22 protein-coding genes and 2 pseudogenes are annotated in these 26,186 nt (G+C 63.0%); 6 read left to right on the top strand and 18 right to left on the bottom strand.

What is annotated here, in order from left to right:
* Positions 1-355: 355 nt before the first annotated feature.
* The 15 genes and pseudogenes from EAH76_RS21555 to EAH76_RS21485 all read right to left on the bottom strand — a co-directional run bounded on the left by EAH76_RS21555 (position 356) and on the right by EAH76_RS21485 (position 15,587).
* Entirely contained in the window at positions 356-697 is a 342-nt protein-coding gene (locus EAH76_RS21555; protein ID WP_140852330.1) for a hypothetical protein, read from the bottom strand.
* A 261-nt stretch (positions 698-958) separates the two neighbouring features.
* The gene (locus EAH76_RS21550; protein WP_140852329.1) at positions 959-2,359 is read right to left on the bottom strand and encodes an amidase; all 1,401 of its coding nucleotides are present in this window, start codon (positions 2,357-2,359) and stop codon (positions 959-961) included.
* A 113-nt stretch (positions 2,360-2,472) separates the two neighbouring features.
* Positions 2,473-2,838, bottom strand: a pseudogene (locus EAH76_RS24900) (DDE-type integrase/transposase/recombinase); the annotation flags it as partial.
* A gap of 668 nt (positions 2,839-3,506) precedes the next feature.
* Positions 3,507-3,839 (bottom strand): copper-binding protein, encoded by a 333-nt coding sequence (locus EAH76_RS21540; RefSeq protein WP_140852328.1) that lies wholly within the window; start codon positions 3,837-3,839, stop codon positions 3,507-3,509.
* Complete coding sequence (locus EAH76_RS21535; protein WP_140852327.1) at positions 3,836-6,997, bottom strand: efflux RND transporter permease subunit; 3,162 nt, start codon at positions 6,995-6,997, stop codon at positions 3,836-3,838. Before EAH76_RS21535 ends, EAH76_RS21540 begins: the two co-directional genes overlap by 4 nt.
* Positions 6,994-8,211: an efflux RND transporter periplasmic adaptor subunit gene (locus EAH76_RS21530; RefSeq protein WP_140852326.1), complete on the bottom strand. Its 1,218-nt coding sequence runs from the start codon at positions 8,209-8,211 to the stop codon at positions 6,994-6,996. Before EAH76_RS21530 ends, EAH76_RS21535 begins: the two co-directional genes overlap by 4 nt.
* Positions 8,208-9,461, bottom strand: coding sequence for a TolC family protein (locus tag EAH76_RS21525; RefSeq protein ID WP_140852325.1), 1,254 nt, complete (start codon positions 9,459-9,461; stop codon positions 8,208-8,210). Before EAH76_RS21525 ends, EAH76_RS21530 begins: the two co-directional genes overlap by 4 nt.
* Before the next feature lie 90 nt (positions 9,462-9,551).
* On the bottom strand, positions 9,552-9,920 hold the full coding sequence (locus tag EAH76_RS21520; protein WP_140852324.1) for a hypothetical protein: 369 nt from the start codon (positions 9,918-9,920) through the stop codon (positions 9,552-9,554).
* A gap of 138 nt (positions 9,921-10,058) precedes the next feature.
* Positions 10,059-10,433, bottom strand: coding sequence for a DUF305 domain-containing protein (locus tag EAH76_RS21515; RefSeq protein ID WP_140852418.1), 375 nt, complete (start codon positions 10,431-10,433; stop codon positions 10,059-10,061).
* A gap of 77 nt (positions 10,434-10,510) precedes the next feature.
* A complete protein-coding gene (locus EAH76_RS21510) occupies positions 10,511-11,095 on the bottom strand; it encodes a DUF305 domain-containing protein (protein WP_170208056.1) in 585 nt (194 codons plus the stop codon).
* Between the two features lie 39 nt (positions 11,096-11,134).
* Entirely contained in the window at positions 11,135-12,292 is a 1,158-nt protein-coding gene (locus tag EAH76_RS21505; RefSeq protein WP_140852323.1) for a copper resistance protein B, read from the bottom strand.
* Positions 12,289-14,241 carry a copper resistance system multicopper oxidase gene (locus EAH76_RS21500; RefSeq protein ID WP_140852322.1) on the bottom strand — a complete coding sequence of 651 codons (1,953 nt, stop codon included), beginning with the start codon at positions 14,239-14,241 and terminating at the stop codon, positions 12,289-12,291. Before EAH76_RS21500 ends, EAH76_RS21505 begins: the two co-directional genes overlap by 4 nt.
* A gap of 67 nt (positions 14,242-14,308) precedes the next feature.
* The gene (locus EAH76_RS21495; RefSeq protein ID WP_140852321.1) at positions 14,309-14,878 is read right to left on the bottom strand and encodes an RNA polymerase sigma factor; all 570 of its coding nucleotides are present in this window, start codon (positions 14,876-14,878) and stop codon (positions 14,309-14,311) included.
* The gene (locus EAH76_RS21490) at positions 14,875-15,315 is read right to left on the bottom strand and encodes a periplasmic heavy metal sensor (protein ID WP_140852320.1); all 441 of its coding nucleotides are present in this window, start codon (positions 15,313-15,315) and stop codon (positions 14,875-14,877) included. Before EAH76_RS21490 ends, EAH76_RS21495 begins: the two co-directional genes overlap by 4 nt.
* Positions 15,312-15,587 carry a hypothetical protein gene (locus tag EAH76_RS21485; protein ID WP_010165215.1) on the bottom strand — a complete coding sequence of 92 codons (276 nt, stop codon included), beginning with the start codon at positions 15,585-15,587 and terminating at the stop codon, positions 15,312-15,314. Before EAH76_RS21485 ends, EAH76_RS21490 begins: the two co-directional genes overlap by 4 nt.
* Before the next feature lie 126 nt (positions 15,588-15,713).
* Here EAH76_RS21485 and copC point away from each other — a divergent pair, with 126 nt between their 5' ends.
* The 4 genes from copC to cueR all read left to right on the top strand — a co-directional run bounded on the left by copC (position 15,714) and on the right by cueR (position 20,073).
* Positions 15,714-16,082 (top strand): copper homeostasis periplasmic binding protein CopC, encoded by a 369-nt coding sequence (copC, locus tag EAH76_RS21480; protein ID WP_140852319.1) that lies wholly within the window; start codon positions 15,714-15,716, stop codon positions 16,080-16,082.
* A gap of 4 nt (positions 16,083-16,086) precedes the next feature.
* A complete protein-coding gene (copD, locus tag EAH76_RS21475; protein ID WP_140852318.1) occupies positions 16,087-17,013 on the top strand; it encodes a copper homeostasis membrane protein CopD in 927 nt (308 codons plus the stop codon).
* A 409-nt stretch (positions 17,014-17,422) separates the two neighbouring features.
* Positions 17,423-19,693: a heavy metal translocating P-type ATPase gene (locus EAH76_RS21470; protein WP_140852317.1), complete on the top strand. Its 2,271-nt coding sequence runs from the start codon at positions 17,423-17,425 to the stop codon at positions 19,691-19,693.
* The gene (gene cueR / locus EAH76_RS21465; RefSeq protein ID WP_140852316.1) at positions 19,690-20,073 is read left to right on the top strand and encodes a Cu(I)-responsive transcriptional regulator; all 384 of its coding nucleotides are present in this window, start codon (positions 19,690-19,692) and stop codon (positions 20,071-20,073) included. Before EAH76_RS21470 ends, cueR begins: the two co-directional genes overlap by 4 nt.
* Before the next feature lie 305 nt (positions 20,074-20,378).
* Here cueR and EAH76_RS21460 read toward each other — a convergent pair whose 3' ends face one another.
* The 3 genes from EAH76_RS21460 to EAH76_RS21450 all read right to left on the bottom strand — a co-directional run bounded on the left by EAH76_RS21460 (position 20,379) and on the right by EAH76_RS21450 (position 22,765).
* Positions 20,379-20,972: a cation transporter gene (locus EAH76_RS21460; protein WP_206667920.1), complete on the bottom strand. Its 594-nt coding sequence runs from the start codon at positions 20,970-20,972 to the stop codon at positions 20,379-20,381.
* An 81-nt stretch (positions 20,973-21,053) separates the two neighbouring features.
* A complete protein-coding gene (locus EAH76_RS21455; RefSeq protein WP_140852315.1) occupies positions 21,054-22,088 on the bottom strand; it encodes a sensor histidine kinase in 1,035 nt (344 codons plus the stop codon).
* Entirely contained in the window at positions 22,085-22,765 is a 681-nt protein-coding gene (locus EAH76_RS21450; protein WP_140852314.1) for a response regulator, read from the bottom strand. The genes EAH76_RS21455 and EAH76_RS21450 overlap by 4 nt, the downstream gene beginning before the upstream one ends.
* Before the next feature lie 394 nt (positions 22,766-23,159).
* On the opposite strand from EAH76_RS21450, the gene EAH76_RS21445 reads away from it, so the two are divergent.
* A complete protein-coding gene (locus EAH76_RS21445; RefSeq protein WP_140852313.1) occupies positions 23,160-25,118 on the top strand; it encodes a TonB-dependent receptor plug domain-containing protein in 1,959 nt (652 codons plus the stop codon).
* Positions 25,119-25,602: 484 nt separating this feature from the next.
* A pseudogene (locus tag EAH76_RS24645) lies at positions 25,603-25,737 on the top strand (IS5 family transposase); the annotation flags it as partial.
* Positions 25,738-26,186: the final 449 nt, after the last annotated feature.

Raw genomic sequence — 26,186 nt, 5'->3', positions numbered from 1 at the left:
GGTCGGGACCCCACTTTAATCTCAAATCTCGTCTCTTTTACAAGTACCTAGCCAGATTATTGCGGAGTCCCGCTTCGACGCCTATCCACAGTGGAATTATCGAAACGGGCTGGTGGTTTTTCGGGGACGGGGCATAGACCGCCGCCTACCGGCGCCCTCCTAACAATCGATGCGTTCGCTTTGACAGTGCCCCGCTATGTCACCCCGGGGGGGGGGGGGGGGCGCCGAACTCGAAAAGCAACGGGCGGGTTTAAATCCACCCGTTGCATCACCTCCGCTCAACGCGCGAAACATCGGTCGGTCTTTCGATTCCGCTGGATGAAAGACGGGGTCACGGCAGGGCGAACGCGCGGATTTAACGATATCGCTTCGTGCAATGGCGCACGCGGTGGCCATATTTCCAATGAGTGCGACAAACCATCCGCATGCGCGATCCGCGGTTATGTCGAACGGTGCGGGTGTCGCCGTAGGCGTTGGTTTGGCGGCGAACGACAGTGCGCGTACCGTTGGTACGATCAACGGTCCGGGTGGAAGCGGTTCCACCCGGGCCTTCCGTACGGCTGGTGGTACGTACGTTGCCGTTTGGCAGCTGCGTCTGAGTGGTGCTTTGCGCCATCTGGGCTTGCGCGGGAGTGATGGTGGCGAGCGGCATGAGCGCGCCAAGTGAGAGCATGGCGGTTAGGATCGATCGTTTCATCGAGAGTGCCTTTCAATCACGCCTGGTTGACCCAGAGACGTGCTGAAAGGAAACGGTGTACATGGGAATTTCGTTCCTAATATCCGCCGCGCAACAATTTCTAGGTGATTGCCTCGTGGAAAAAGCGTCCCACGCCGGCTGTGACCGCCACGTCGAGCGATCCCCATACGAGCACGCGGACGACGGCGGGAGTGGCAGGTGCTCCACCGACGCGAGCACCTGCTACTTTTGGCACCCCGAGCGTGATGAGCGCGATCCCGGTCAGGCGACCGCCATCGGACCCTTTGCCGCCCATGGTCTCGTTGCTTCAAGCTCGTACGCCAACCCCAGAAGCAATGCCTCCGCTCCCACAGCGGCGCTAAATTGGGCGCCGATCGGCAATCCGGCTGCCGACCACGCGCCGGGTACGCTCATCGCGGGTGCGCCGACGACGTTGTGTGGCGTCGTATAGCCGACATAGCGGGTAAGCCTCTCGGCGATCGTATCCACGGGCAAGTCAGGCGCGAGCCACCCGATTTCGGGCGGCGGTAGCGACAGAACGGGCGACAGGATGACGTCAAATTCCGTCAGCCACGCGTCGTAGACGGGTCGAAGCGATCCGAGATACGCCACCGCCTGTTCGACCGCGCCATCCGGTGCGCCAGCGACGATGGTAGCCATCGCCAGGCTAAACGGCTCGACGTCGTCGATCCCAGGCGATCGACCGAGGCGGGCGCCGGTTTCGGCAAGCAGATTGGCGGCGCCTTGCGACCAGGTCAGCAGGAAAGCATCTGCCATCCCGATCAGCGGTGCCGGCCAGGCTGTGAGTTCCACGTGGTGACCCAGTCGCTCGAGTAACGCCGCGGTTCCCTCAATGGCGTGCGCCACCTCGGGGTCGGGTGACTGCCCCGATACGCTGTCGAGCACCAGACCGATCCGCAGCCGCCGCGAGGATGGCGCGCTGATCAGCCCAACCTGCTGCAGGCCACTATCCTTTCCTTCGACCGCCGCCAGCAGCGTGGCGCTGTCACGAACGCTGCGGGAAACGCACAATTGTACGCTCAGCGGCATCGGGAAATGGCCCGGGTCGGTAGCCATGGTGCGATCGGGCGATGGCTTGAGTCCGAAAAGGCCGCAACACGATGCCGGGATTCGAATCGATCCCCCGCCGTCGCTAGCGTGCGCAAAAGGCACAACGTGCGCCGCTGTTGCCGACGCTGCCCCGCCCGACGAACCTCCGGCCGAGCGCGTCGGATCCCAGGGATTGCGGGTCGGACCGAACGCGAGCGGTTCGGTCGTGGGAAGAAACCCATGTTCCGGCGTCGCGCTTTTGCCGATCGGGTTGAGCCCGGTAGCAAGCATTCCATCGATCAGCGGCGCTTGGCGATCGGCGGCGGACAGCCCGACGGTCGATCGCGTGCCGAGCCGCGTCGGCAGCCCCGTGAAATCGTCGAGGTCCTTGATGAGAAAGGGCACGCCGGCAAACGGCCCGTTGCCAAGCGGTGCCTTCGCCCGGTCGCGGGCGCGTTCATAATCGTCGGTGACCATAAAATTGAGTTTGGGATTGAGGGCTTCCGAACGCGTTATCGCAGCATCGACGACTTCGAGCGCGGAAACAGCCCCCGATTTGATCGCTATAGCCGTTTCGGTGGCATCCCACTCCGCGATATCCGTTGCGCTCATTCCGCTCTCTCCCGCTTATTGTTGCGACACTAGTGGAGGTGGTGGTGTCAGTCTAACGCGAACCGCCCTCTGCACGATGCATGTCGGCCCCTTTTTTGATTGGAGAACGAGCCCATGACCGATTGCCACTCGGCCAGTGCGGCTGAGCGGCGTTCCTTATACGTTTTGCGGTCAACGAGATGTCGTTCGAGGTTGAAGTGGTTGTGGACGTTGGCGTGCACGCTGGCGAACTTTTGTAGGCTCATCATTTGCCTGAGTCTGAGCATTGTCCGCTCTTGTCGTCGGAAGGGCAGGTGGCTGTTCTCGACCCGCTTGTTGGCCTAGCGGCCGATCTCCCAATTCTTCTCGCTGCCGAGACCCTTCATTGCGGCTCGGTACGAGCGCATGCCGTCGGTGGTGATGGCCTCTGGCGAACCGTGACGCTTCAGCGTTTTCTTCACGAACGTCAGCGCTGCGCCCTTGTCGCGCGTTTTCGTCACCTAAGTTGAAAACGTTTTGCTCCCTTAGTAAGCACCAACTCAGCGGCTGCATATCGCCGACAGGCGTAGGGTCGTTATTCCCGACGGTAGCCCCGTCGCCGGGCGCCTATCGTCGGGAGACCATAAGCCTTGCTTTCCGCTTTGAAGTGACTGACTGTTCCGCGGACTCGCGGCCAAGATCGTGGCCGCGTTATCCTGTCGTGCCGTGGAAGCCGCGACGCAGATAACTTCTATCTGTAACGAGGTCGGTGTGGTTTGCCCAAATTGTCGAACGAGGCACGAAACGGCGATACTACAGTTTAAATCTTCGGGCGCAGCCTGTTGTTGCGCCGCCCCGCGCAGGTATGTCGTTAATGGGTATACCCTAAACGACGTTTCGACTTGAAGCTGTTCAAGCAGGATCTGCGTTTGCGAACTTAGACAAGTGTTGGGGACCCTGTTGATACGACGAAACCGCATTGCCAACATCGGTGCAACGACGGGCGCAAGTATGAGCGCATGTCTATCGCATACGGACTTTTCGAGCGTCGCCATGGCCCCATAGCTGAATAAACGCCCGTCAATGCCGTAAACCGACCTCAACAAACCGGCCCTGCGGCCTCTTCTAATAATGCGGTGCAATGACGGTCGTCTTGCTTGAAAGGATGGGACGATCGGACCGGTCGACATCACCGCGCCCGAATAGCTGTAACCTCCGCTGCCGACCCGCGCATTCTCATAGCAAAATCGATCCGCTCGCCGATTTTGACGCCTTTGAGTAGTGCCGGTGGAGTTGCCGCGAACGCCATCGTCATTGCCTTCCAGCCCAACGCTGCGATCGGACCGTGCTGGATCGTAATTTTGTTGGTCTTGGGATCGATTGCGGTCACGGTGCCGCTTCCCCGCCCGGCTTTTACGGTCGATTTCACGGCCATGCCGGGCATGGCCGTGCTCGTCTTTGCTGAGGACAAACTGGCGATCATCCCGGCGCCGATGACGAGTGTAAGAATGGCTGTTTTCATAGCGTGTTCCTCTGCGTGCTAGGTAAGGTGGTTAAGTTCGGAGCGGAGCGACGAGAGCGTCGCAACAGCAGGAACGCTGCCGGAAGTACCAGCATCGAGAGCAACGGTGCGGTGAGCATGCCCCCGATCATGGGAGCAGCGATCCGGCTCATCACTTCGGAGCCGGTTCCTGTGCCGATCAGGATCGGAAACAGACCGGCCAGGATCACCGCGACCGTCATCGCCTTGGGCCGGACACGAAGGAGGGCGCCTTCGCGCACTGCCGCTGCGACCTCAGCGTCGTCCGGTGTCGGACCGCGGGCATCCAGCGCGTGTTTTAGGTAGATCAGCATCACCACGCCGAACTCCGCCGAAACGCCGGCGAGCGCGATAAACCCGACACCGGTCGCGACCGATTGGTTGTAGCCGAGCAGATAGAGCAGCCATAGACCGCCGGTGAGCGCGAACGGCAGGGTGCCCATCACCAGCGCGGCTTCATCGAGCCGGCGAAAGGTCGCGTAAAGCAGCAGGAAGATGATGACCAAGGTCGCCGGAACAACGATCTTCAATCGCTCGACCGCGCGCTGCAGATACTCGAACTGGCCGGTATAGGTGACACTGACGCCGGGCGGCAGTTTCACCTTGGCGGCGATCACGTTCTGCAGATCACGAACGATGGTGGTGAGCGGCGCGCCGCGTCCATCGATGTAGATCCACGTCACCGGTCGGCCGTTCTCGCTGCGCAGCATCGGCGGTCCATCGGTGATGCGAACGTCGGCGACGGTGCCGAGCGTGATCTGCTGCCCTGCCGGCGTCAGCACGGCTAAGTTTCGCAAGTCATCGATGCTGTCGCGCAGCTCACGCGGGTAGCGCACGCTGATCGGATAACGCGCGAGTCCCTCGACGGTCTGGCCGATCGTCTCTCCCCCAATCGCGCTCGACACGACCGACTGCACATCGGCGACGTTGAGACCATAGCGTGCCGCAGCGGCCCGGTTGATATGGACGTCGATATATCGCCCGCCGGTGAGCCGTTCGGCGAGCGCCGAGCCGACCTCAGGCACGGTCTTCGCGACCTGTTCGATCTCGCGCGCAGCCGCGTCGATCTCGGCGAGGTTCGCGCCTGCCACCTTGATACCGATCAGACTCTTGATGCCGGTAGACAGCATCTCGATCCGGTTACGGATCGGCGGAATCCAGAAATTGGCGAGGCCCGGCACCTTTACCGCCTTGTCGAGCTGATCGATCAATTTGTCCTGCGTCATGCCCGCGCGCCACTGATCCTTGGGCTTGAAGCGGATCGTGGTCTCGAACATTTCGAGCGGGGCAGGGTCGGTCGCGGTGTCGGCGCGGCCGGCCTTGCCAAACACGCTTTCCACTTCGGGTACGGTCTTGATGAGCCGGTCGGTAAGCTGGAGAAGCTGGCCGGCCTTGGCGGTCGAGATGCCGGGCAGCGCGGACGGCATGTAGAGCAGGTCGCCTTCGTTCATCTGCGGGATGAACTCGCCGCCAAGCTGACTGATCGGCCAGAGGCTGGTCGCAAACACGAGGCCGGCGATGACCAGCGCCTGCCTCGGCCGCGCCAATACCCAGTCGAGCGCGGGACGGTAGATGCGGGTGAGGACGCGATTGATCGGATTGGCATTCTCGGACGGGATGCGACCGCGTATCAGCAACCCCATCAGCACCGGGATCAGCGTGATCGACAGGATCGCCGCACCCGCCATCGCATAGGTCTTGGTAAAGGCGAGCGGCGCGAACAGCCGCCCCTCCTGACCCTGAAGCGAGAAGATCGGCACGAACGAGAAGGTGATGATGAGAAGGCTAAGGAATAGCGCCGGGCCGACCTCGACCGCTGCGGCGGTGATCACGCGCCAGCGTTCGGCACCCGCCAATGTCTCGTCCGGATGATCGTGCGCCCAATGCTCGAGATGTTTGTGCGCGTTTTCGATCATGACGACGGCCGCATCGACCATTGCGCCGATGGCGATGGCGATGCCGCCCAGCGAGAGGATATTGGCGTTCAGTCCCTGCACGCGCATTGCAATGAAGGCGATCAGGATACCGAGCGGGAGCGTGAGAATGGCGACCAGCGCCGATCGAACGTGCCAGAGGAAGAGCGCGCAGACGAGCGCCACGACGATGAACTCTTCGATCAGCTTGGCGGTCAGATTGTCGACCGCGCGATCGATCAGGCCCGACCGGTCATAGGTGGTGACGACCTCCACCCCGGGTGGCAGGCTTTTCTTCAATTCCTCGAGCCGGGCACGAACCCCGTCGATCACCTCGCGCGCGTTCTTGCCCTGGCGCATCACGATGACGCCGCCTGCGACCTCACCCTCGCCATTGAGCTCTGCCAACCCGCGCCGCATTTCCGGACCGATCTGAATTGTGGCGACGTCGCCGAGTGTCACGGGGACGCCGCCAACCGTCTTGAGCGGCACGCTGCGGAAATCGTCGAGCGTCTTCAGATAGCCGGTCGCGCGGACGATGTATTCGGCCTCGGCCATCTCGAGGACCGATCCGCCGCTCTCCTGATTGCCGCGCTTCAGTGCCTCGGTCACCGCCTCATGAGTGATCCCGTAAGAGGCCAGCTTCTGCGGATCGAGGACGACCTGATACTCTTTCACCATCCCGCCGATGCTCGCGACCTCGGCGACCCCCGGCACGGTCTTCAATTCGTAGCGCAGGAACCAGTCCTGGATGCTGCGGAGCTGTGCGAGGTCGTGACGCCCGGTCCGGTCGACCAGCGCATATTCATAGACCCAGCCCACCCCGGTAGCATCCGGGCCGAGCGATGCCTTCGCACCCTCGGGGAGGCGGCTTTGCACCTGGCTCAGATATTCGAGGACCCGGCTGCGCGCCCAATAGAGATCGGTCGCGTCGTCGAACAGGACATAGACGAAGCTGTCACCGACAAACGAATAGCCGCGCACCACGCGCGCGCCCGGCACGGACAGCATCGTCGTCGCGAGCGGGTACGTGACCTGGTTCTCGACGATCTGCGGGGCCTGGCCCGGATAGGTGGTGCGGATGATGACCTGGACGTCGGACAGGTCGGGCAGCGCATCGACCGCAGTCGAGCGCAAAGCGCCCACCCCGACGACGATCAGCGCGAGGGCTGCGAGCAGGACGAGAAAGCGCGCCTTGACGGACGCCTCGATAATCCGCGCGATCACTTTGTGTCCCCCGTGATCGGGCGCGCGGCGATGCCGGTCAGGCTCGCCTCGCTGTCGAGCAGGAACTGGCCCGATGCGACGACCTTCTCCCCTGCCGCCAGTCCTGCGAGGATTTCGGTCTGACCGCTCGCGTCGCGCCCGATACGGACCTCGGCCGGTCGGAAACGACCCTTGCCGTCTGCGAGCATGACGAGCGTGCGCTTGCCGGTGCGGATTACGGCTTCGCTCGGCACTAGCAGCGCGGTGTCGGACGTGCCGCCTAGATGGACGGTCGCGAACATGCCGGGGCGCAGGCGACCGCCTGGGTTGCGCAGCTCGATCCGTACAGTGAGCGTTCGGCTGTCCGCCTGCGTCGTCGGCAAGACGGCGATTACGCGGCCGGTGAAACGCTCACCGGGGAACCCCGCCAGATCGGCCGTCGCCGTCTGCCAAACTTTAACAGCGCTCGCGCGCACTTCCGGCACCGCAGCGTTCAACCAGACCGTGCCGAGGCCGTTGACTTGCGCGAGCGTCTGGCCGGGCGCGAGCGTGACGCCGGCGCGGGCATCGAGTGTCTGGATAACGCCCCCGATCGGGCTGCGGATGGTGGTCATCCCGCGCCCGCCCGCCACGCCGCCCGGAATGCCGACCAGTCGCAGACGCTGGCGTGCGGCAGCGATCAACGATGGATCGCCGGTTTTGCGCACCGCTTCATATTCGCCCTGCGCGCCGCCCCATTCGGGGACCAGCACGTCGGCGATCGGCGCCCCGGCACGAATTATGTCTCCCGGTGCGCGGCCATAGACCCGCTGGATGAAGCCTGCGGCACGTGCCTGCACGATTGCGATGTCGCGCTGATTGAAGTCGATCGCACCGGTCACGTCGAGCGTGCCGGCCAACGTGCCGGTGGTTGCGGTCGCGAGCCGAATGCCGAGGCTCTGCATTGCCGAAGGATCGACCGTAACGCCTGGCTTTGCCGTTGGGCCGCTACTCGCGTCGGCATATTTGGGTACCGTCTTCATCCCCATCGACGACAGGGAATCCGGATTGTCGTAATGCTCCTGCGGCACCATCGGGTCGTAATAATAGAGTGGCTTGCGAGGAGTACCCGGCGTCGCGGCGACAGGTGCCCCATTCCGCGAACCGGCCAGATAATAGCCTCCAGCGCCCGCGACGAGGGCGACAGCGGCAAACGTTGCCGCGAGCTGCGACCGTTGAAGTGACGTGAGGGTCATTGGTCGGCGCTCCCGAACAGGAGAATGAGCCGCGCGCCATCCGCGGCGACAGTCGCCTCGCGATCGAGCGTGGTGAGGATCGCATCGGCCAGCGCAGCATGCGCGTCCGCGATGTCGGTGATGGTGGCGCGCCCGGCGCTGTAACTGCCGGTCTCGAGCGTCACCCGCTGCTCGGCGAGGGGCTGCAGCACGTCGCGGGCACGCGACCATTGCGCGTGGTGCATCGCGTGATCGGCAAGACCTGCTTCGAGATCGGCGGTCAGCTCGCGCAAACTGGCATCTGCGCCGGCGCGTGCACTGTTGGCATCGGCAGCGCGGGCCGCGATCAACGGTTCCTGACGCCGCTTTTTGAACAACGGCAGGCCGATCGTGACGCCTGCAGACACGTAATCGCCGAACCGGGGATCGCGGCGTTGGTAGGACAGATCGACGCCGAAATCGGGACGCCGTTCGGCCTCGGCGATGCGAAGGTCGGCATCCGCGCGACCGATCGTGGCACCGGCCAACACCAGCGTCGGATGCTCGCGAAGCGATGCGCGCAGGCGCGCAGGCTCGACCGCGAAATCCGGGATCGGACCTGCGATGTCGGGGTCGGCTTCGCCCGTCCAGCGCGTGAGGTCGGCACGCGCGCGGCCGACCATCGAAACCAGCTCGTCGCGCCGGTCCAGTAATTTCGCAACGGCTTCGCGCCCTGCCAGCACCTGTGCTGGCCGCGATGCCCCCGACGCGACCGCACCGGGCGACGCTTTGACGAAACGGTCGAGCCGTTGGAGCACCGAATCGAGCGCAGTAAGGCGCCGCTCGGCATAAGCGAGGCTGATCCAGGCAAGCGCGGCCTGAACCTTGACGATGCGCGCCTCAACGCCGGTTTCTGCGTCAGCGACGCCGATATCCGCCTCGGCGCGGCCACGTTGCGCGCGACGCTTGGCAAGATTGGGAATGTCCTGCGAGACACCGACGCGCGCCCAGGTAAAGTTATCGCGCTGCGGCTCGAACGCGAGCGGTCCCGAAATCGGAAAGCTGTCGATCCCGAGAGCGAGCTTGGGATCGGGCAACTGCCCCGCGGCGCTTCGCGCCGATCGTGTCGCATCGGCGCCGAACGACTTCGCCTTGATGGACGGCGCGTCGGCAGCCGCTTTTTGGAGCGCGGCGTCGAAGGTCAGCGGTCCGGCAATTGCCGGAATACTGACCGACGCGAGCGCGAGCCATACCAGCGCGCGCGACGCGCGGCGGCGTAAGGGGGTTCGCATTTCGTCATATCCTGATCCTTGAGTTCACATCGCGTCGTACCCGGCGCATGCGCGCCAGATCGCGTGACGAGCACGCGCGCGGACTTCAAATCAGATCAGGGTCGAAGGTGGTTCTGGTTCCGGGGCAGTCGAACGGCCCCGCAAGGCTGCGAAGATACCGATCTGCTCATCACGATCGGAGCGCGCAGCAGCCTGGAGCATGATCGATGCGTCGGACAGCATCATCGATCCGCCCGACGCCATCATGGCGATGCAGCCGGCCAGGCCGCACTTGCACGGCTTGTGGGCTGCGTTCTTCTCCGCCGCTGACATGCAGTCCGGCATGGATGCCATGTCGCTGGATGCCATCGCTGCCATGTCCATCGCACCTGCCGGGGCGGCAAGCGCCTGAGCCGGCTGCTGCACAGCCAGTCCGACCATCACGCCGATCAGCATCAGGAAAAGGAATAGGCGCTTCACATGCACTTCCTGCGTGGCGCCTTTGAACCTGTCAATCGGCCAAGTCTTCTTCGCGAGATCATCGATTTGGTTACATGATGAAATCGAAAGCCCCGCCCTGTTGCCCGTGCTTGGGGAAACAGAGCGGGGCAACACCCGTTATTGCGGGCGCTTACCGTGCTTGCGGAGCCACGCCTGTAGCTCTGCAATATCCTTTTCCTGCTTGGTGATCGTCATCTGCGCCATCTGCCGCGTCTCGGCATCCTTGGCGTCGCGCACCGCGACACGCGACATGGTGATCGCGCCGCGGTGATGCTCGATCATCTTGCGGGTCCACATTTCTGATGGGTCGCCCTGCTTTGCGGCCATCATCTTCTGGTGCATGTCCATCTCGGCCTGACCGTACGGATTGTCAGCCATCATCGTGGCCATGTCGCCGTGGTTCATGCCCTTCATCTGGCTATGATCCATGCCCTGCATCCCGCCCTGCTGCGCGACCGCGGGGGTGGCGAGGATCGCGAAGGCTGCAAACATCGGTATCAAACGCATTCTCGATCCCCTCGGTGATTACTCAACCTTCTACGCGGCAAAGCATCGCATCCCTCACGCCGTCAGCGGATCGGCTGCAGGGTGTTCACCCCGGCGCTCTCGTCGGTTTCGGGCGGGGGAGGGGGAACCTGCTTGTCGCGGTAGGACGGTAGGTCCGGCGCGCCGTTCGGCGTGGGGTGCGCTTCCAGCCGCGCAATCATCCGCTTCATGTCTGTGATTTCGCGAACCTGGGCATCGATGATCCCGTCGGCCAGTCGGCGAACCTCAGGATCTTTGATATGCGCCCGCTCGCTCGTCATGATCGCGATCGAGTGGTGTGGGATCATCGCCTTCATGTAGCTCACGTCGTCCACCGTCTCCTGGCTGCGGACCAGCCATAAGGCGAGCACGAAGACCACGGCGCTGCCGGCTAGAATCGCCAAATTGACGCTCCGGTTCTTATACATCGACCACATGAAGCCGAGCATGATGACGGCCATCGTCGCCCCCATGACGACGGCCATCCATGTTCGGGTCTGGCTATATTCGACGTGACTCCACGTGTAGGTGTTCAGATACATCAGCCCGAACATCACGGCGGTCGAAGTCGCGATCATAGCGGCAAAACGACCGTAACCCGTTCCGCTACTTTTCTCGTGATTGTCCATCTTCAAGTTTCCCTATTTGCGCCCCCGCGTCTTTCATCGTCAGAACCACACCCGCACACCGGCTACGAAGCTGGTGGTGGTCGGATCTTTGCCCTCGGCGCGGGTGAAATCGGCGGTGCGTCCGGTCTGTGCGACATAGGAGACGCCGATATAGGGCGCGAACTGCCGCCGGATGTCGTAGCGAAGCCGGAGCCCCAGCTCGGCGTCGGTCAGCCCCGCGCCAAGCCGGTTTTCGGGCACGTCCTGCGCCGATAGATTGAACTCGACCCGCGGCTGAAGGATCAGCCGCTGTGTGATGCGCTGGTCGTAATACCCCTCGAGGCGACCGAGCAGATCCCCCTTGGTCGACAGGAACAAAGCGCCCTCGACCTCGAACATAAAATGCGAAAGACCCTCGAACCCGACGGTTGCATAGGTGCGGTTGGGTGACGGCTGGAAGTCGTGGCGGACGCCTGCCTGAAGGTTGAAGTACGGACCGACGGCTCGACTGTAGAGCGCCTGGACTTCGGCATTTTCGACACCCTCGCGTAACGCGCCCTCGCCCTCGCTCTTCAGCCACAAGCGATTGATGTCACCGCCGAACCACGCCTCGCCATCCCAACGATATCCGTCGCGGCCTTGGCGTGCCTGATATTCGGCAAGATTGAACATGACCTGGTAGAAGGGCTGGCCGCCTTGCTCGAACATCATGTCGTGCCGCGCCTTCGCCATATCGGCGGGCGCGAACTGACGATCGGCGTAATGATCCATCGGCGGCGCGGGGGCCGGTGCATTCCCGGCAGTAAGCGCCGTGCCGGTCTGCTCCATTCCGGGCATCGCCATCCCGACCATGCCCGGCATGGCCTGCATATCATGGCCGCTGTGCTGGTCGCCGGACATATTCATCCCCGGCATTGCCTGCTGAGCGCCCTGTGGAGCCGTTTGGCCGCTCGCGGGCATCTCCATTCCCGGCATGGATTGGGACGCGCCCGCCATGCCGGCCATCGGGTCAGCCGTGGCTTTCGCGGGCGCCTTGCGCTTCGCGGCAACGGGCTTTGCCTTGGCGCGCTTGGCTGGCGCGGACGATTTGGCCGCAGGTTTCTTCTGAGCCGGCATCGTCATCCTGGGCATGTTCATGCCCTGCATCGACTGCGCAGCGACCGGAGCCGCGAGGGTGAGCATGGCGACCGACGCCAGCAGGGGAGGGAGGCGCGTCATGCGGCGTCTCCCCGCGGACGGACACTCACGGTTCGCATCATGCCGGCGTGCATGTGGTAGAGGAGATGGCAGTGGAACGCCCAATCGCCGACCGCATCGGCAGTAAAATCCCACGTTACCTTGCCGCCTGGCTGGACGATGACGGTGTGTTTGCGCGGCGCATGATCGCCGTGCCCCGTCACCAGCTCGAAAAAGTGGCCGTGGATATGGATCGGGTGCCCCATCATGCTGTCGTTGATGAGGTTGATCCGCACGCGCTCACCTTCGAGGAAGGGGATTGGCTCCATCATGTCGGACATCTTCACGCCGTCGAACGACCACATGAAGCGCTCCATGTTGCCGGTCAGGTGAATGTCGAGGCTGCGGCTGGGAGCCCGCACGTCCGGGTTGCGTTCCAGCGCCATCAAGTCCCGGTAGACCAGCACCTTGTGGCCGACATTCTCAAGCCCCTGACCGGGGTCGCCGGTGCGATCCATCGGCATCGGCGAGATCGTCTGGACACCCGGTCCTTTCTTGACCTGCGGGGCTTTGGAGAAGTCGCGCATTTTCATGGACCCCATGTCCATGCCGGCCATGCCCTGCTGGCCGCCCATCGAACTATGGTCCATCCCCGCCATTTCGCCCGCGCTGCCGCCCGCCGCCATCGCACCGTGGTTCATCGCCGAATGATCCATCCCTGACATTGTGCCGTCTTGCGGCATTCCGCCCATTGCCATCGCGCCTGCGGCCGTGCCGGCGCCGGGGGTGGTGAGACCGGCGGACGGGTTTTTCTCATTGGTCGGGTCGGGGCCGCGCATCCCGCCGCTCGACATATCCATGCCGCCCATCGACGACATATCCATGCCCATGTCCTTCATCGTCGCGAGCGGGCGCGGACGAAGCGCAGGAACCTCGGCCGCCATGCCGGGGCGCGGGGCCAGGGTGGCGCGCGCCAGGCCGGATCGGTCGATTGCCTCGCCGACAAGCGTGTAGGCGCGGTCGTCGATCGGAGTGACGATTGCGTCGTAGGTTTCGGCAACACCGATCTGGAACTCGTCCACCTCGACCGGCATGACGTTTTGCCCGTCAGCCTGGACGATGCTGAGCTTGAGACCGGGGATGCGGACATTGAAGGTTGTCATCGACGATGCATTGATGACGCGTAGTCGCACGCGCTGCCCGGGCGTGAACAGCGCGGTCCAGTTGTCGCGCGGGCCGTGACCGTTGACGAGATAGGTATAGGCGGGGCCGGTCGCGTCGGAAATATCGGTGGGGTCCATCCGCATCTTGCCCCAATCCACGCGGTCCTTGAGCGGCTGATCCTTGCCGGAAAGCAGGCCGGCGAGGGTCTGACGCTGATAGTTGAAGTGACCGGGGTCGACTTTCATGTCGCGGAAGATGGTAGCGGGGCTGAGCTGGCTGTGGTCGGACAGCACGATGACATGTTCGCGGTCGGACTGCACCGGATCGGCGCCGACAGGATCGATCACGATCGGCCCGTAATGCCCAAGCTGTTCCTGAAGCCCGGAATGGCTGTGATACCAATACGTGCCGTTCTGCCGGATCGGAAACTCGTAGAGGAAGCTCGAACGGGGCTTGATGCCGGGGAACGAGATGCCGGGCACCCCATCGAACTGCGGGGGAACGAGCAGTCCGTGCCAGTGGATCGAACTGTCCTCGTCGAGATCGTTGATGACATTGAGACGAACGGTCTGCCCCTCGCGCAACCGGATCAGCGGGGCCGGTACGGTGCCGTTGATGCCGATCGCCTTGGACGCGCGACCATCGATCATCATCGTCTGGCGCGCGATGCGGAGCGTAATGTCGTTGCCGGTGACGGTCGGCAGCGGCGCGATGATGCCTGCCGAATTGGTCTGCGCCCATGCCGGCATGTAGGCCGACAGCGCGAGTCCGCCGCCTGCAAGGGCGGCACCGCGTAGCATCTGGCGGCGGTCGATAATGCGGCTCATACGATCCTCAAGGCTTTCGATCGGGGATGTCCCTCTAGCCTTGATACGCGGTGCGTCGTGCTACCCCTCAACGATCGCCTAATTGCTCGAGCAGCTTGGCACGTGCGCGATAGAGCCGTGTTTCCACAGCCTTCTCGCTGATCGACAACACTGCAGCGGTTTCCGCCTGGCTCAAGCCTTCGATCGTCCGCAACACCAGCGGCTCCTTCAAGGCAACGGGGAGGGCAGCAATGGCGCGCGTCACCCGGTCCAGCTCCTGCCGATCGCTGGCGGCGTCGTCGATCGGCACCTGATCGTCCGTAACCGCCTCGGCCTCGATGCCGACCGGGATCGCGAATGAGAGGAAGCGGCGCACGGTCCGCTTGCGTCCCCAATCACGGCATTTGTTGAGCGCGATCGTGGAAAGCCACGCACGCATCGACCGGTTGCCATCGTAACGTGGCATGGCCTGGTGGGCAGCGACGAAGGTCTCCTGCAACAGGTCCAGCGCCTCGTCGGATTCACCGACGCAGGCGCGGACCATCCGGAAAATCGGTTGCCGATGGCGACGCATGATCTCGGCAAAGGCCGCTTCCCGCCCCGCGATGCTGAGCGTCGCAAGCTCGGCCTCGGTGAGCGAGGTCCAGTCGAGGTTCAACGCTGATCGTCGGTGAGCGCCTTAACCACCGCCTGGTCGAACTGCCCGGTCTGGTTCGGCCGGAGAAGCTGTCGCATGGCGAATATATGCGCGAGCGTCGCCTTCTGGAGCTCGCCCATGGCAGCGTGGCTCCGATCGACTGCCGCGACAACGCGCGGTCCGTTGCCGTGTTCGACTTCGATAGCCTCCGCGAGACGGGCATTGTCGGCCCGCAACTCCAGCTCGAAGGCGCGGCGTTGGACCGCGAAGCGCTGTTCCAGCACTTGCAGGCGTGCCTGCTGGTCTGCGTCCAGCGCCAGCTTGTGATGCAGCACTTCGTGCAGCTCCGCGCCGGGCTGCACCGGCGAGGGGAGAAGTGCCCGCCCGATGAACACACCGCCGATCGCCGCAACAAAGCAGGCGATCACGCACACTATCAGCCGGACGCGACCGCTCATGGCGCGCCGGCAAGCAAGATCGACGGGGCGAGCGGCGACATTGGCCCGAGTGGCGAGAGCGCAGACACAGCCCCGGCCTCTCTGGCTGGAAAGCCAGCGCCAAATACGCCCATGACGAGCGCTACGGCGATCGTCACCGCGCCGATGCCGGTGCCGGCTCGCGCCGCTGGCCGCGCCGCGATGCGCGCAAGCACCCTGGCTTCCATTCCGTCGAGGCTGGCGGGCACGGGAGCGTGCGCCATCCTCGTCAACACTGCGTCGAGGTCATCCATGTCGTTCACTCCACTCCTCTAGCATAGGTTACGCATGCCGTAGCCCAATCCCTCAACACGACCTTTCGAGGGGTAGTCGATTGGGGCGCGTAACGAAGGATAGTCCCTATTACGAAGGAGCCATCCATGCGCCGCTTCCCTGTCCTGATCGCCACTGCCGCAAGCCTTGCCCTCGCCGGCACCGCCTACGCGCACCCCAAACTGCTGTCTGCGAGCCCATCCGCAAATGCGACCGTTGCCAGGCCGACGCATATCGAGCTGCATTTCAGCGAAAAGCTGATGCCAGCCTTTTCCAAGGCCGAGCTGACTATGGCGGCAATGCCCGGGATGGCCGCCATGAAGATGGCCAGCGTAGCAAAACTGGGGCCTGATGGTCGTACACTGATCGTCACTCCCAACGGCTCGCTCCCGCACGGCCGCTATAGCGTGGCATGGCAGGTGGTCTCGACAGACACGCACAAGGTCGCCGGAAGCTATGCCTTTGCGGTGAAGTGAGACGATGACCGATTGGTCGCTGATCGGCATCCGCTTCGCGCTCTACCTGACGCTGGCGGCGCTGTTCGGCCTCGCTGCATTCGGCATCTATGGGCTGCGAGCTGACGAGCGCGGTGATGCGCTCGCGCTGCGCGCATGGCTGGTCGGCAGCGCCGCCCTCGGCCTCTTATTCTCGGCCGCCTGGATCGTGCTGATGGCCTCCTCGATGGCGGGAACGCCAGCGTGGCCGATCGATCGCGAAGCGATCGGCGCGCTGCTCACCGGGTCTGCGATCGGGGCGGCCTGGAAGCTCCGCATGGTCGTGCTCGTTGTCGCAGGTGTGGCGGCAATGATGATTGCCCGCCACGGAATCTGGCTGTGCATCGTCGCGCTTTGCGGCGTCGTTGCGATCGGCACGCTGGCATGGACCGGGCACGGTGCGATGGATGACGCCGCGATCGGCTGGGTTCACCTCGGTGCCGATATTCTGCACCTCGTCGCTTCGGCGATTTGGGTCGGGGCCTTGTTCGGGCTGATCCTTCTCGTCTCGCGGCCCGCTGCGCGGTTCGATGCAGCACACCTCGAACTCACGCACCGCGCGCTGTACGGGTTCGGGATAGTCGGAACGGTCGTGGTCGCTACGATCGTCATCACCGGCTTGATCAACGGCTGGATGTTGGTCGGTGTCGACCACCTCACGGACCTCGGCAAGTCGCTCTATGGTCGGCTCCTGCTCGCCAAGCTGGTGTTGTTTGCAGTTATGCTCGGTCTTGCCGCCCTCAACCGCTTTCGGTTGACGCCGACTTTCGAGCGATCGATCGCCAGTGCAGATCATCGCAGGGCTCTCGGTACGTTGCGCGCGAGCCTCGTAACCGAGACCGGGTGCATCGTCGTCGTCCTCGGACTCGTCGCCTGGCTGGGGACCCTCGCTCCCCCTGCATCGGCGATGTGAGGATCGGCCGGGCGGTCCTCGTGGCTCCCGGCCTCCTGCTCCGATGGATCAATCGGCGGACCACTGCCGTTTGTTTCCAAGGGCAACCGACCCCGGCCGCGTAGAGTCTAGGTAGGCGGGCTTGACCTTGACACGATGTTAGACCCTACATGCCCTCGGGTAGAAGGAGTCTCACGCCATGAACGACCCTCATTCCCATACGTCTCAAGCCAGCGGGTGCGGCTGTTCCGGGCAGAGTACCACGGAGCCTGCGGCCGCGACTGTCTCTCCCGCGCCAGCGGCCTGCTGCTCGGGTGGAGCGGCTGAGGGGCCTCCCGAGACGGCGAAAAACGACGAGCGTCACCCTCAGGCTGGAGGTTGCTGCGCTGGCGACAAGGTCTCTGAAGGCGCAGCGACGGTTACGGACCCGGTGTGCGGCATGACGGTCGATCCGGCGAAAACGGCGCATCATGCCGAGCACGCCGGCCAAACCTATCATTTTTGCAGCGCCGGTTGCCGGACCAAATTCGTCGCCAACCCTGACGCCTATCTCGGCGACAAGCCGAAGCCTGCGCCAACGGCGACGCCGGGGGCTATCTGGACGTGTCCCATGCACCCGCAAATCCGTCAGGAGGGACCGGGAACGTGTCCGATTTGCGGCATGGCGCTCGAACCGGAAGAACCGTCGCTCGATGATGGGCCTAATCCCGAGCTGGTCGATTTCACGCGTCGGCTGTGGGTGGCGGGCGTGCTCGCCGTGCCGCTGCTGGCGATCTCGATGGTCGCAGAAATGCTCGGCGTCCATGTGGTCAGTCCTGCCGCATCGCCTTGGGTACAGCTCGCGCTCAGCGCACCGATCGTACTGTGGGCAGGCTTGCCGTTTTTTCAGCGAGGATGGACCTCGCTTCGCACCCGCCATCTCAATATGTTTACGCTGATCTCGATCGGGGTCGGCACTGCCTTCCTTTACAGCCTGGTCGCGACGATCGCGCCTGGCATCTTCCCCCCGACCTTCCGCATGCACGGTGGTGTGGTCCCGGTCTATTACGAGGCGGCCGGGGTAGTGGTGGCGCTGGTGCTGCTCGGACAGGTCCTTGAACTGCGTGCCAGAGCGGCGACGGGACGCGCGATCCGCGCCCTCATGGATCTTGCCCCCAAGACGGCGCGCCGGGTGCGATCGGACGGGTCCGAGGAGGAAGTCAGCCTTGCCGACGTGGCGGCCGGTGATCGGCTACGCGTTCGTCCCGGGGATGCGATCCCGGTTGACGGCGTGGTGGTTGAGGGACGCTCCTCGGTCGATGAATCCATGCTCACCGGCGAGCCTGCCCCTGTCCTCAAGGAGGTCGAGGCGGCCGTCACGGGTGGAACGGTCAACGGCACGGGCAGCCTCGTCATGGAAGCCCGCGCGGTCGGCTCGGATACGATGCTGGCGCGGATCGTCCGCATGGTCGCGGACGCGCAGCGCAGCCGTGCCCCGATCCAGGCAGTCGCCGATCAGGTGTCTGGCTGGTTCGTGCCGTTGGTCGTGCTGGTTTCTATCGCGACGTTCGTGGTGTGGTCGCTGGTCGGTCCTGAGCCGCGCATGGGCCACGCTATGCTCAATGCCATTGCCGTGCTCGTCATCGCCTGCCCCTGCGCGCTGGGTCTCGCTACGCCCATGTCGATCATGGTCGGGACGGGCCGCGGGGCTCAGGCCGGCGTTCTGGTGAAGAACGCGGAAGCGCTACAGGGGCTAGAAAAAGTTGATACACTGGTCATCGACAAGACGGGCACGCTCACGGAAGGCAAGCCTAAGCTCATCGCGGTCCAGACGATCGGCACCATCGTAGAGAACGACCTGCTAGCGCTTGCTGCGGCCGTCGAAGGGCAATCCGAACACCCGCTCGCACACGCGATCGTCGTTGCCGCCAATGATCGAGAATTGCAGCTCGGCACGGTCACGGACTTCGCCTCGCAAACCGGTCTAGGGGTCAGCGCCAAGGTCAATGGCTGTTCGGTCGTGATCGGGAACGCCGTGCAAATGAGCCGGATCGGCGCTGATTCTAAGGTGCTCGATGCCGATGCCGATCGTCATCGTGGCGAGGGTGCAGGCGTAATCTTGGTGGCGATCGATGGCGCTCTTGCCGGCCTGCTCGCGGTCGCCGATCCGGTCCGCGCCAACGCCGAAGAGGCGATTGCCGCACTCCGCCAGCAGGGCCTCCGCGTCATTATGCTGACCGGTGACAATCAAACGACTGCCGATGCGGTCGGCCGCGCCGTCGGCGGACTCGATGACGTGCGCGCCGGTCTGCGCCCGGAGGACAAGGTGCGAATTATCGGCGAGCTGAAGGCGAGCGGTGCCAAAGTCGCGATGGCTGGCGACGGCATCAACGATGCTCCCGCTCTTGCAGCCGCTGATGTAGGCCTGGCGATGGGCACGGGAACGGACGTGGCGATCGAAAGCGCCGGCATAACGCTCACGCGCGGCGATCTCTCAGCCATTGTACGGGCGCGCAAGCTCGCGCACGCGACGATGCGGAATATCCGCCAGAACCTGTTCTTCTCGTTCCTGTTCAACGGGATCGGCGTGCCCGTCGCGGCCGGGGTGCTCTACCCCGTGGCTGGCATTCTGCTCTCGCCGATGCTGGCTGGCGCGGCGATGGCGCTCTCGTCCCTCACCGTGGTCCTCAACGCGCTGCGGTTGAACACGGTGAAGCTATGAACATCGGGGTGGCATCGGATGCCAGCGGCGTCTCGCAGCGCATGATCCGCCATTACGAGAAGATCGGTTTGGTGCCAGCGCCACCGCGGCGCGGGAGCTACCGGGACTATTCGGATGCCGACGTTCATCGCCTTCGTTTCATTGCAAATGCTCGCGACCTCGGGTTTCCGATCGAGGAGATCCGAACGCTGCTCGGGCTTTGGTCTGATCGGGCGCGGTCGAGCGCCGAAGTAAAGGCCTTGGCGCAATCGCGCGCTGCCGAACTGGGCCGCAAGGTCCGCGCCCTGGAAGCCATGCGCCGATCACTCACTGAACTTGCTCAGTCCTGTCACGGGGATGATCGCCCCGATTGCCCTATCATCGAACATTTGGCCGAATAGTTCATACGGCTAAGAGTTACTCGACCGCCCCCAGGGTCAAAACCGAACGAGCCTGTTTAAAAAGACCTTCGTGGTAGCGGCGTGGCGGATAGGCTGGTGACGACAGCTCAGCGAGCAATTGGCCAGCAAATCGCCAAGACGGGTTTTCTCGATCAGGGCCGCCAAATCGGAAGGCCGAGGCATTCTCGAATGGGATCGAGTTTTAGGAACGCGAACGGCTTTCCAAACCCGTCAGCAAACATGAAAATGGAAACTCTCGGCACCGGATACGTACAGCAATCAACCGATGCAGGTGGTCCAAGCGATTATGTAGTGGCGCGATGCTCCTCGCGAGCAGCTTCCCAAACCTCTTTCGCTGCGTCCATGTTCATTAGGGCAATAGCAAGCCCCACAATCAGGTCAGGCCAGGCAGAGCGCCAGACCGTAGCTGTGACCAAGCCGGCCGCGATGATCGCCACGTTGGCGAACGCATCGTTGCGCGCTGACAGGAACGCCGCCCGCGTCAAACTTCCGCTATGATGGCGGAAGCGGGAGAGCATGAAGGCACAGGTCAAGTTGACCGCAAGCGCGCCCAGGCCGGTAAGCGTCAGGGGGACCGGATTGGGCGCGGTGGACACAGTGAACTTCGACCAAGCCATCCATAGTGTTGCTATGCCCGGCACGAGCAGAATGCCCGCCAGTGCCATGCCGAGCTTCGCACGTGATCGCGCAGCCCACCGCAGCCCGACGAGGATGAGCAGGTTGACCGATGTGTCTTCAAGGAAATCGACGCTATCGGCGAACAGCGACACCGAACCGATGGTCAGCGCGACAGCGAACTCAATTCCGAAATAGCCAAGGTTGAGCAGCGCGACCGTTCGCACGGCGCGGCATAGACCTGGCGACATAGGCGTTTTCATGCTTCCTCCACCGAGAGCTTGCCCGAGTGCCGGGCGGGTTTTAAAATCATGGCTCTTCAGCGGTGACGAGCGACGCTTGGTTTACTGGCTGCTCGGCTTCAGGTTCAGAACAAAATTCGCGCCCGCTTGCGGTCCATCTTCAATCCCAATGCTACCGCGATGCGCGTGTGCGACCTGCGCTACGATCGCCAAGCCAAGACCGGCTCCGGTTCGTGCTTGGCCGGGCGCTCGCCAGAAACGCGAAAACACGTTTGCGCGGTCAGATTCAGGAATTCCGGGTCCATGGTCAGTCACGCGAACCTGTGCCGGAGCATTGACCGCAACGACCACTTCGGTCCCGGCCAACGTGTGATGAACCGCATTCTCAATCAGATTGCGGACCGCGCTGGCAAGTGCATCGGCATCGCCCGAGATTACAATGGGCGCAGGTGGTGGCTCCAACGCGATCGTGCACCCCAATCCTACCGCCCATGGCGCAAGCTGCTCGACCACTGCTGTTGTGATTTCTCCCAGGTCGACCGTGGGGCGCGTGTCGATCGGCAGGGCGTCGAGCCGTGCGATCCGAAGGAGCTGCTCCACCAGCCGCGTCATCCGCATCACGTCCTGACGGAGGCGGCGCACCTCGTCACTCTCCGGCATTGCTTCCAACCCGGACGTCAAAATGGCGAGCGGCGTGCGCAGCTCGTGCGCGGCATCCCCGGTGAAGCGGCGCTGCGTCTCGAACCCGCGCTCAAGCCGGTCCAGCGCCTCGTTGATCGCTGCGACCAGCGATAGCAATTCGTTTGGTACGCCGACATTGTCGAGCCTCACCCCAGGCGAAGTAGGGTCGATCCGGCTTGCACGATTAGATGCCTGTTTGAGCGGCGCGAGGCTGGTCCGCACTGTCACGACAACCGTCGCAAGTACGACGGCGGCAAAAAGCGGAAAGCTCCAGGCAGCCTCCTTCATGAATTCTTCGACGAATACGTCTGCTTGCCCCTCCTCGGAGAGCCCATGGGCAATCCGGTAGGCCTTGATCACCAACCCGGCGAAGCCGACGACCATGGCGACGATGCTCAACGCGGCGAGCCGTCCGACCAAGCGTCCTTCCAACGAACCCTTCCGAAACAGCTTCACTCCGTAATACCATCCGTTAGAAAATAGCCGACCCCACGAACGGTGTGGATCGTGCACCCGGCACCCGCGTCGAAAAGCTTTTTTCGCAGATGATGGACATGAACCGGGATCGCGTTCGATTCCAGCTCGCCGCCGTCGCCATAGAGCTTTTCTTCAAGGAGCGCCTTTGGCACTACGCGGCCGAAGCGACGCAACAAATGCTCGAGAATTGCCAGTTCCTGACGCGCTAGGGGCAAGGCCGTGCCGCCCGCTCTGGCTTCCCGCCCGATCGTATCGAACGTCAGTGTTCCTGCTTCAAGCATCACGCCCAGCGAATGGCCAGGTCGCCGCAGCAACGCCTTCAATCGGGCGACGAGTTCAGCGCCGGCAAATGGCTTGATCAGATAATCGTCCGCGCCGGCATCAAGCCCGGCGACGCGATCATCGAGCGTGTCACGCGCTGTCAGCACGAGCACCGGCAGGCCTGACCGCCGAGCACGTAACCGGGCCAGCAGCGTCAGGCCGTCGCCATCGGCCAAGCCGAGGTCCAGCACAGCCGCATCGTAGGGAAGGAATTCCAGGGCATGATCTGCGTCCGCCACGCCAGGCACGGTATCAGCGACAAACCCCGCCCGATCTATGATGCCGACGATCAGTTCGGCCATTCGCGGCTCGTCCTCCACCACTAGTACGCGCATTTAATTTCTCCGCCGGGACAGTTCGGCCGTCTATAAAACTGCCTTAAACGAACACCGCCACAGGCCCTGAAGACCTTCCTTCTAGCGGCACGGGCTTTCAATGACATCTTTGCGTATCGTCTCACTGCTACTCGCATCGGCGTCACTGACGACGCTGGCCCCAGCTTTCGCCCACGCCGCGCAATCCCGGGACGACGATGATGACAAACCCGTCCGCACCGCCAAGAGGCCGAGCCACCATTTTTCGTCTCCAGCAAAACCCGAGAGCAATTCTGCTCTTCGTCGGGATGACGATGACGGTGATGACGACAAACCTGTTCGTCCTGCACCAACGCAAGCGCCCGTAGCACTCTTAACGCCTGCCATATCGTCGTCGCCGTCGATACCTATCGCCGTGTCAGCCTCGCCCGTCGCTCCACCTGCAACCGCCAAGCGCGATGATGATGATGGCGATGATGGTCCAGCACCGGTCGGCGATATCGTCGTGCAGGCTGAGCGGCTTGACAAGGCGCGGGCTGCGGTCGATCCAGTCCTGGGCGCTTCGACCTATACGTTGACCAACGATGCGATTGAAAAACGTCCAGGCGGGGAGACGACGACCCTCGCCCAGATTCTTCTTCAAGCACCAGGCGTCACCCAGTCGGGTAACGGTTCGCTCCGGGTCCGTGCGCAGGGCGATCTGCAATACCGCATCAACAACGTCATCGTACCCGATGGGTTGAGCGACCTGGGGGAAAGCCTAAGCGCGCGTTTCGTCGATCGCGTCACGCTCGTTGCCGGAGCGCTTCCGGCCCAATATGGGCTTCACGCAGGCGGCGTGGTGAATATCACGACCAAAAGCGGGGTGTTCGATCGGGGCGGACAGGCTGAGATTTATGGCGGCAGCCAGAGCGAGATTGAGCCAGCATTTGAATATGGCGGGGCGTTCGGGAAAACGAATCTGTTTGTCTCGGGTAGCTATCGCCACAACGATGTTGGACTGTCAGCACCTGATCGGAGCGCGATCCCCGCGCATGACAGGACCGAGCAGTTCGATGGATTCGGCTATCTCGATCGGATTATCGATGACCAAACACGCGTTTCGCTGATCCTCGGCACTTCCAACGAACACTTCCAGCTTCCCGCCCTGGCTACTGATCCGGCTCCGCACGGAACAGAGACCCAGAATGCCGACTACGCGCTTGCAAGCATTCTGCGGACGGCCAGCGACCTGACGCTGCAGGCATCGGCGTTCGCGCGCTATTCGCGGCTGAATAAGGTCGGGGACCGCATCGCGCCGAGCCTCATTCAGGCGGCCGAGACCAGTGGCCTGACTGGAGGTTTGCAGATCGAAGCGGCCTATGTCGTAAGCCCGCGACATACGCTTCGCAGCGGCGCAGTCATTAGCTTCGATGGCGGCCGCACTGTGTCATCTACTCCAGTGGAGACGGAGCACTCGACCGAGCGCCGGACGACCGCAACGGGGTTCGTGCAGGACGAATGGCGACCGCTCGACGGCGTTGTCGTCAATGGCGGGCTACGGTTCGATCACGTCAGCGGCACCGGTGGTGGCGATCGTCTTAGCCCACGCCTAAATCTCATTTGGTCGCCAGGCGGCGGGATCGACGTGCACGGCGGATACGCCCGGTATTTCGTTCCCGCAGCGCAGGGGGCGTTGACACTAGCGGAGAGCGGCGGGGGAAACGCAGGGGGCCCGCTACGTTCCGAGACGGATGACTATTACGATATTGGCCTGCAACGAACGGGCGGTGGTCTGAGCCTCGGCATTGATGGCTATATCAGGCGCTCCCGCAATATGCTGGTCGACGCTCCGTTCGGGCAGGGATCACAGCAGTTGTTCTACAATTTCGCATCGGGGCGCAGCAAAGGCGTCGAGTTCACCATGACTTATGCGAACGGTCCCTTCGCCGCATGGTCCAATCTCAGCATTGCGCGCAGCGAAGGCCGCGACATCGTATCGAGCCGGGGGCGCTTCGATGCGCCTTACCTCGCCAACATCGCCACGCGCTATGTTCCGATCGACCAGAGTCAGACCGTAACTGCCTCGGGAGGCGTATCCTACCGCTTAGGTCGCCTACGCTTGTTGGGTGACATGCTTTATGGAAGCGGTGTTCGAGCAACGCGCGCGAGCGGCACGGTCAATGACGCGACCCTGCCAAACTATGTCCAGATTAACATCGCCGGCCTGTACCGCCTGTCCGGTCTTGCCAGCAAACCTCTCAACCTGCGCTTGGACCTGATCAACGCGTTCAATGCAAGGTATCAGCTACGCGACGGGACGTCATTGGGAGGCGGCACACCGCAGTTTGCACGTGGTCGTGGCATTTTCGCTGGAATCGAGCAGCTATTCTAATTGCAGAGCCCTTAAGATGCCGGACGATCGGGCCGCAGCGTTATCGATTGGGGAAGTCATTCAGGACCGATGTGTCGCGTTGGGCGATCATCGGCCATCGGGAACGATTGGTTGCCCTCGTCCTCTCGCAAACTGTTCCCGAAATCATTTTCCCAAAAACCATGACCGGTTCGGAGCTACGGAAACACTGTAGCTGTCAGACGGGGTAGACCCTGATGGAGCATGCCGATCGAACCGTTTGCCTGTTCCATCAGGGTTGGGTTGCGAACAATGAGCCGTTACTATGCGACACTAGAGCCTGATCGAACGAATGTATTCCGAAACGGCAGGGTTCGCGCATAAGTCGCGACGTCCTTGCACGGGCGATCGGCAAAGGCGAGGGCGGTATAGTCTTGGTGTCGTTAGGGCAGATGGCAGGCTAGGCTGCTACGCCGAGACTGACATACGAAGCACCATGAAATCCTAGGTTGTAAACTCATAAGCGCGAAGCCGCAGCCGCTTCGAGATCATGTTTAGCCGCCTGAGTGACTGGTGCCGCGTCGCTACTGGCTACTATCTAAGCCAGACGGTCTTCTTCTCCGCCATAGCGCTCGCCGCCACCACTAATTTCTGGCTCTGATGAACGAGTGTTGAGCCGAGGAAGCGACCAGCATTTGCTATTCATGCTCTATGCGGAAGCTCGAAAAAGAGCGTTGTAGGAGGTAGATTCCGCCGCGAAACGTATGGTCAGGATATGGTTGCGGTGCTGACGCAAGTCGAGTTGGTTGCGGGTCCCCGCAACCAAACTCACACATACACAACCGTCTCAGGATAACCCGAGGCGGYTTTTTTGTGCCTTTTCCAGAGCTTTCGATCGCCGCCCTCACGGGCGGCGTCGTCGTTTGTGGCGCGCATCGGCCGATCCGCCAACGCTTCTACACCCAAAGCACCCCTAACCGACCGCACAGCGAACTGGCGGTGCGCGACCCCGCGCGATAGAGCTTGGCCATGGCTTCTCCGACGCTCCCCACGATCGATCGACGCACGCTGCTGATCGGGGGCGGGGCGGGGATCGGGCTGGTCGTCGCG

This window comes from Sphingomonas glacialis (genome assembly GCF_006439055.1).
Taxonomy (GTDB): domain Bacteria; phylum Pseudomonadota; class Alphaproteobacteria; order Sphingomonadales; family Sphingomonadaceae; genus Sphingomonas; species Sphingomonas glacialis_A.
Note: the sequence above shows the minus strand (reverse complement) of the source record. Positions and strands in the feature narration are given on the sequence as shown.

What these genes read in the sequence shown, in the direction of transcription:
- EAH76_RS21500 (WP_140852322.1), bottom strand. Translation starts at nt 14,241, where the DNA reads ATGAGCCGCATTATCGACCGCCGCCAGATGCTACGCGGTGCCGCCCTT.
- EAH76_RS21450 (WP_140852314.1), bottom strand. Translation starts at nt 22,765, where the DNA reads ATGCGCGTACTAGTGGTGGAGGACGAGCCGCGAATGGCCGAACTGATC.
- cueR (WP_140852316.1), top strand. Translation starts at nt 19,690, where the DNA reads ATGAACATCGGGGTGGCATCGGATGCCAGCGGCGTCTCGCAGCGCATG.
- EAH76_RS21510 (WP_170208056.1), bottom strand. Translation starts at nt 11,095, where the DNA reads ATGGACAATCACGAGAAAAGTAGCGGAACGGGTTACGGTCGTTTTGCC.
- EAH76_RS21485 (WP_010165215.1), bottom strand. Translation starts at nt 15,587, where the DNA reads ATGGATGACCTCGACGCAGTGTTGACGAGGATGGCGCACGCTCCCGTG.
- EAH76_RS21550 (WP_140852329.1), bottom strand. Translation starts at nt 2,359, where the DNA reads ATGAGCGCAACGGATATCGCGGAGTGGGATGCCACCGAAACGGCTATA.
- EAH76_RS21505 (WP_140852323.1), bottom strand. Translation starts at nt 12,292, where the DNA reads ATGACGCGCCTCCCTCCCCTGCTGGCGTCGGTCGCCATGCTCACCCTC.
- EAH76_RS21555 (WP_140852330.1), bottom strand. Translation starts at nt 697, where the DNA reads ATGAAACGATCGATCCTAACCGCCATGCTCTCACTTGGCGCGCTCATG.
- EAH76_RS21525 (WP_140852325.1), bottom strand. Translation starts at nt 9,461, where the DNA reads ATGCGAACCCCCTTACGCCGCCGCGCGTCGCGCGCGCTGGTATGGCTC.
- EAH76_RS21540 (WP_140852328.1), bottom strand. Translation starts at nt 3,839, where the DNA reads ATGAAAACAGCCATTCTTACACTCGTCATCGGCGCCGGGATGATCGCC.
- EAH76_RS21515 (WP_140852418.1), bottom strand. Translation starts at nt 10,433, where the DNA reads ATGTTTGCAGCCTTCGCGATCCTCGCCACCCCCGCGGTCGCGCAGCAG.
- copC (WP_140852319.1), top strand. Translation starts at nt 15,714, where the DNA reads ATGCGCCGCTTCCCTGTCCTGATCGCCACTGCCGCAAGCCTTGCCCTC.
- EAH76_RS21460 (WP_206667920.1), bottom strand. Translation starts at nt 20,972, where the DNA reads ATGAAAACGCCTATGTCGCCAGGTCTATGCCGCGCCGTGCGAACGGTC.
- EAH76_RS21490 (WP_140852320.1), bottom strand. Translation starts at nt 15,315, where the DNA reads ATGAGCGGTCGCGTCCGGCTGATAGTGTGCGTGATCGCCTGCTTTGTT.
- EAH76_RS21530 (WP_140852326.1), bottom strand. Translation starts at nt 8,211, where the DNA reads ATGACCCTCACGTCACTTCAACGGTCGCAGCTCGCGGCAACGTTTGCC.
- copD (WP_140852318.1), top strand. Translation starts at nt 16,087, where the DNA reads ATGACCGATTGGTCGCTGATCGGCATCCGCTTCGCGCTCTACCTGACG.